Annotated in this window: 7 protein-coding genes and 1 pseudogene; all 8 read right to left on the bottom strand. The window is 49.3% G+C overall.

Features of this window, described 5'->3' with window-relative positions:
- Positions 1-403: alpha/beta fold hydrolase (locus RMO79_RS00650; RefSeq protein WP_310481113.1), on the bottom strand; the 403-nt coding region annotated here is incomplete at its 3' end.
- Positions 404-440: 37 nt separating this feature from the next.
- A complete protein-coding gene (locus tag RMO79_RS00645) occupies positions 441-1,079 on the bottom strand; it encodes an MOSC domain-containing protein (protein ID WP_310481112.1) in 639 nt (212 codons plus the stop codon).
- A 287-nt stretch (positions 1,080-1,366) separates the two neighbouring features.
- Positions 1,367-1,879, bottom strand: coding sequence for an SgcJ/EcaC family oxidoreductase (locus RMO79_RS00640; protein ID WP_310481111.1), 513 nt, complete (start codon positions 1,877-1,879; stop codon positions 1,367-1,369).
- A 133-nt stretch (positions 1,880-2,012) separates the two neighbouring features.
- Complete coding sequence (locus RMO79_RS00635; protein WP_310481110.1) at positions 2,013-3,584, bottom strand: GMC family oxidoreductase N-terminal domain-containing protein; 1,572 nt, start codon at positions 3,582-3,584, stop codon at positions 2,013-2,015.
- 27 nt (positions 3,585-3,611) lie between these two features.
- Positions 3,612-3,764 (bottom strand): hypothetical protein, encoded by a 153-nt coding sequence (locus RMO79_RS00630; protein ID WP_310481109.1) that lies wholly within the window; start codon positions 3,762-3,764, stop codon positions 3,612-3,614.
- A 40-nt stretch (positions 3,765-3,804) separates the two neighbouring features.
- Positions 3,805-3,912, bottom strand: a pseudogene (locus RMO79_RS24400) (DNA starvation/stationary phase protection protein); the annotation flags it as partial.
- Between the two features lie 100 nt (positions 3,913-4,012).
- Complete coding sequence (locus RMO79_RS00625) at positions 4,013-4,834, bottom strand: alpha/beta hydrolase (protein WP_310481108.1); 822 nt, start codon at positions 4,832-4,834, stop codon at positions 4,013-4,015.
- Between the two features lie 138 nt (positions 4,835-4,972).
- Positions 4,973-5,202, bottom strand: a 230-nt coding sequence (locus RMO79_RS00620) for a hypothetical protein (RefSeq protein WP_310481107.1), incomplete at its 5' end; no start/stop codon positions are given.

Raw genomic sequence — 5,202 nt, 5'->3', positions numbered from 1 at the left:
CGCGCAGACCTTCCTCGTAAGCATTGCCATTTTGCACAATTAATGCTTGCACTCGTTCGGGATATTTAGCCGCAATCCGATAGCCAATGGGCGCGCCATAATCCATCACGTAGAGGCTATATTTCTTGAGGTCGATCGCGGTAATGAATTTCTCCACGATCTCAGTCAGCCGATCGAACGTGTAGTCAAACTCGTTCACACTTGGCATCGAGCTATTACCAAAGCCAGGATAGTCGAGGGCAACCAGATGAAAGCGATCTGCAAGCGCAGGCATCAAATTGCGGAACATGTGAGAGGAAGTTGGGAAGCCGTGCAACAGCAGAATCGTGGGATTACTGCGGGAGCCAGCTTCGCGGTAGAAAATATCTAAACCATCGATCGAAACGGTATGAAATGTGGTCATGAGATTACTCCTGATGAGTTTGTGGTGGTTTTACAGCCTAACGATGGCTCTGTTGCTGGAAGTAGTCGCGCCAACTTTCGGGTAATGCGGCAAGTTGAGCAGCACGATGAAGTAACTCTGGACTTGTCTTCTCGTGGGTATACAGTTGAGTGATATCGGCAACCGCGATGTTGTTGTCATCGCGGCTCACTAGCTCTAGAGTGTCTCCAACTCCGACTTCGCCCTCTTCTAACACACGGAAGTAAAATCCAGTGCGACGACTCGCGAGAAAGCGTTTTACCATATCGGGTCGTCCAAACCGAATCCCCAGTTTGTAGCAGGGCATACGCGGTTGTGTCACCATCAATTTGACAGTACCAATCCGAAAGCGATCGCCAATATTCACGTCCGCTTCTGTGAGTCCAGTGGTGGTGAAATTTTCACCAAAGATGCCCAGCGGCAGCTCAGTCTGAGGTAATTCACCTCGCCAGTAATCGTAATGCTCGAACGGATAGACGTAGACTGCTTTGTCTAATCCCCCATGAACGGTGAGATCTGCCTGTCTGTCGCCGTCTAAATTGAGCGATCGCACCATCACCCGCTCGTTGACTGGCTCTTTGAAAATCCCAGTGTTAACGGTTTTCCCTTTCCAGGTCACTTCACGCGGCAATCCGACATTGACAGAGATAAGTTTCATTTTGAGCTAACAAGTTGGTAATAGTAGAGGCATCCAGCTTTGCCACCACCGATAATAATGTCGTCGTAGTATTCAATGTTCACTTACATCTCCTGCGATCGATCTGCTTAACGTCAGTTCGGGTTAAGAAGAGCCTGGAGACTGGAAGTCTCGGCTCATGGTGCAAAGTCCGCCTTCGCGGACTGAATTTCCTAGTCCGCGAAGGCGGACTTTGCAATACTAGCCCCGATTTTAATCGGAGGCGGTACTAGAACGGAGCCAATATCCTTAACCCGAACTGAGGTTGCTTAATGCTGCTGATTGAGATCTGCAACGAGGTCGGTCACTTGACGTTGAGCCTCTGCGCTCAGTGAGTCAAAGTCGTCTAAGAAGAATTGACGTTCTAGCGTTAACTTCCGGGTATTGAGCAACCCTTCGATCTGCCAACCTTCGTCGCGTTTCGTTGCGACGTATAGCGGCAGCGAATCTCGTGACGGTGAAGTTTCGGTTTGTCCGGGCAGTATTACCCGGATAACTACGAGCATGAGCGCAAGTTGCGAGTTCACGAGGCGGACAAAATCCACCTCACCCTCCAAGCGCGTTCCTTTGACAACCGTGTCGAACGCTTGCTGATGAAATGCAGCGATTTCTTTTCGACCCTTGAGATGCGTGCCCTCGAACGTGATGAAATCGGCAGTTTCGCTGAACGGGGCAGCGAAACCTTCGCCGCTACCTCGATTCCAAGCATCAATCATCTGGCGATGGAAATCACGGATTGCCGACTCGTCAGCAGTAGTGGTCTGAGCTGTTTGTAAATTCATAGTTTTGAGTTTTCCTTTTAAGTGATAGAGCCGTTTTCAAGCGGCATAGAGGGTGTGATGAACTCTGGAAATAATCGTCTCTGTGAGCTAGTTTCAACCATTTCTCGAAAATCGCAACGAGAGCTGAATTTCGCTAGAGATGCAATTGAACTGGAACCTTAAATTTATTGGCAGTGCTTTGTGAGGTACGCTCCGCTTTAATTAAATCGGCGGCTTTTTCGCCGATTGCGATTGTGGGTGCATTGGTATTTCCGGTAGTAATTGTTGGCATAATCGAGGCATCCACGACCCGCAATCCCTCAATTCCATGTACCCGCAATTCGGGGTCTACAACTGCCATTGAGTCGATGCCCATCTTGCAAGTGCCAACTGGATGCCAGACGGTGCTGCAACCATCGCGGACGTAGGATGCAATCGCTTCATCGCTAGTTACGTTGGCACCTGGGGCGATTTCCTCACCGCGAAATTCATCAAAACCACTGTGCGCGAACAATTGGCGGATGAGTTTAATTCCCTCGACCAGCTTTTGCAGATCGGCTTGACTTTGGAGATAGTTCATCCGCAGTATTGGTGGATCTTGGGGATCGATCGACTTTAAACTAACACTGCCAACGTTTTGAAGCCGAGTCAAAGCGGCTGCACCCGTGAATCCTGAATCAGGGAGGGCATAGCCAGGGGGTGCGAACATAATGGGGCCAGCGAAGAACTGTAAGTCTGGTGCCACATCGCGATTTCCCTCACTGTGTGCAAATAATCCGGCTTCAATCCCATTACTCGTTATCGCTGGGTGCATATCTTGAGTACTGGCGCGAACTACCGTAACGAGCAGGTGGTCTTGGAGATTTTGACCGACACCTGGCAAATTAGCCACGACAGCAATTCCCATCGATCGCAGGTATTCTGCATCCCCAATCCCTGACAGGAGCAGCAGTTTGGGTGAATCAAACGCACCCGCACTCAACACCACTTCTTTGTTAACTCGGACTTGATGCAGCACACCCTCGTGCAGATATTCCACTCCAACAGCGCGGTTGCCCTCAAACAGCAACCGAGTCACCAATGCACCTGTAGTCACGGTCAAATTGGGACGCTGGAGAATGGGTACCAAGAAAGCAGCAGCGGCACTGTGTCGTTTGCCATCTTTGACTGTTAATTGATAGAACCCCGCCCCTGTCTGCTGTGTACCGTTGAAATCAGGATTGTAGTCAGATCCCATCGATACACAAGCATCGACAAACCGCTGGGATACTACCGCTGGAGATATGACATCGGTGACGCTCAACTCGCCATCAACCCCGTGGTACGGGTCGGCTCCGCGCTGTTGATGCTCGGATTTCTTGAAGTATGGCAGCATATCCCGATAACTCCAACCAGGATTCCCCAAGTCCTGCCAATGGTCATAATCATGAGGATTGCCTCGGACATACATCATAAAATTAATCGAACTGCTGCCACCCAGGACTTTGCCACGAGAACAAAACATCTTGCGGTTATTTAGACCTGGTTCTGGTTCGGAAAAATAGCTCCAGTCTACTTCAGAACCCAGTAAGCTGAGACATTGCGCCGGAATTTGAATCTCTGGTTTCGTATCTGGGTTGCCCGCTTCGAGCAACAATACGGTGGTTTCGCTATCTTCAGTCAGACGGTTGGCGATCGCGCAGCCTGCCGAACCTGCACCGATTACTATATAGTCATAGTGAGTCATAACTTTCTCCTGCGTTGGTTCTGTTCATTAGAGCTGTTCGGAATAGCGCGTGTGGCGATGGGGGGGTGTTTGTGTACCTGGAGGGATGTAACCCTCGATCGGGTCGTATTGACCTCCAGTGGTGGTGGCATCAGCAATGATGGTGAGACGAGTGTTAAAAAGCCAGAGAGGTTGTGTCATGAGTTTGCTCCTGTTAATAAAAGATCCCGAACGATCGAAACTAGCTGTGTACCAGCGGTGTATCTACAAAATGTTCTGCTAGAAACCAAACCTGTAGCTCATTCATGCGTAGCACTTGGCTTACTAATAAATCATTTGTACCGCTATCTCGATTTGCTGCGGTTTTGTCATTTAGTAATTTTGTTGGTATTTTGAATCGGCACGATCCTACCTCCATAAGTGATGTTTGTAAGTAACGTAATTTCCCGCTAGGACTTCTTGACAGTGGCAGTTGCAGCCGCTTCGATCAGTTTGGCAATCTCTTTTGGATGAGAGATATAGGATACGTGGCTGGCTTTGAGTTCGATTGTTCTAGCACCGATTCGCTTTGCCATGAATCGCTCAAGCTCTGGGTTAATTGCCCGATCTTCCCGACCCACGAGATACCACGAGGGAATTGTCTTCCAGGCTGCTCTGTCTACTGATTGGTCAAAAATCGCCTTCAAGGGTGGTTTTTGCGTCGCTGCCAGCACTTTCGCCTCGGCTGTCGATACATCTTGAGCAAAGACCTCGTGAAACTTCTCGCGATCGATGTAGAGAAATCCTGCTGAATCTGCAACAAATGCTTTGCCGATCGGCGGAGGGGCATATCTGGCATTTAACTGGTTAGCTGTTTCACCTGGTTCTGGTGCAAACGCATTGATATAAACCAATGCTTTGACTCGCGGGTTGCCAGCCGCTGCACCTGTGATGACATTGCCACCGTAGGAGTGCCCGACTACCACAACGGGTCTCTGTTGGGTATCAATTACTCGCTTGGTCATGGCAATGTCGTCGGCTAGAGCAGTCAGTGGATTCTGCACGGCAGTTACCATGTAGCCATCCTGCTGTAAAAGGAGAATGACTTTTTGCCAGGATGTAGCATCGGCATTAGTACCATGAACCAGCACGATCGAAGGCTTAGAGTTGACCCTTTGGGATAATTCCTTTGAAATGGCTACTTCGGAACGCATCAATACACCAACTAGAACGCTGAATGCGAGTAGCAACAGCAATAGTCTGTGAACTTTTTTCCATGTAAAAACTATCACTGTTAACACCTCTGCATTTTTGCTGAATCGATTGAGTCGATCTAGCGAACAATCCTGACGTGAAATGCTCGAATTGCTGCTCGAGTGAGATCGATGGCGTAGAGTTTCTTCGTTAATTTGGGATGGAGAGCAAGCAGCTTAATGACTCAGGGTGACAATGGCTGCCATCAACTGCTCGATGCCGCAGAGCAGATACACGATTGCGGCGATCTGATTATCGTTGAGCAGACATCGCCTCCTGTCGGGGTAGCTCTCCCGGCGCACCCAGAATTTCGTCACCAATTTCGGTACTAATGCGATCGAGTAGAGCCAGATCCTGCGGTGCTGTTTGTTCCTTGAGTATTCATGCCACTTCCAGCCACTATTTC

This window comes from Chamaesiphon sp. VAR_48_metabat_403 (assembly GCF_031422475.1).
GTDB lineage: Bacteria > Cyanobacteriota > Cyanobacteriia > Cyanobacteriales > Chamaesiphonaceae > Chamaesiphon.
The sequence above is the reverse complement of the archived record's forward strand: the minus strand, read 5'-3'. Positions and strand labels throughout refer to the sequence as shown.

Coding starts and splice junctions, on each gene's coding strand:
- RMO79_RS00640 (WP_310481111.1), bottom strand. CDS start 1,879: ATGAATTTACAAACAGCTCAGACCACTACTGCTGACGAGTCGGCAATC.
- RMO79_RS00630 (WP_310481109.1), bottom strand. CDS start 3,764: ATGACACAACCTCTCTGGCTTTTTAACACTCGTCTCACCATCATTGCT.
- RMO79_RS00645 (WP_310481112.1), bottom strand. CDS start 1,079: ATGAAACTTATCTCTGTCAATGTCGGATTGCCGCGTGAAGTGACCTGG.
- RMO79_RS00635 (WP_310481110.1), bottom strand. CDS start 3,584: ATGACTCACTATGACTATATAGTAATCGGTGCAGGTTCGGCAGGCTGC.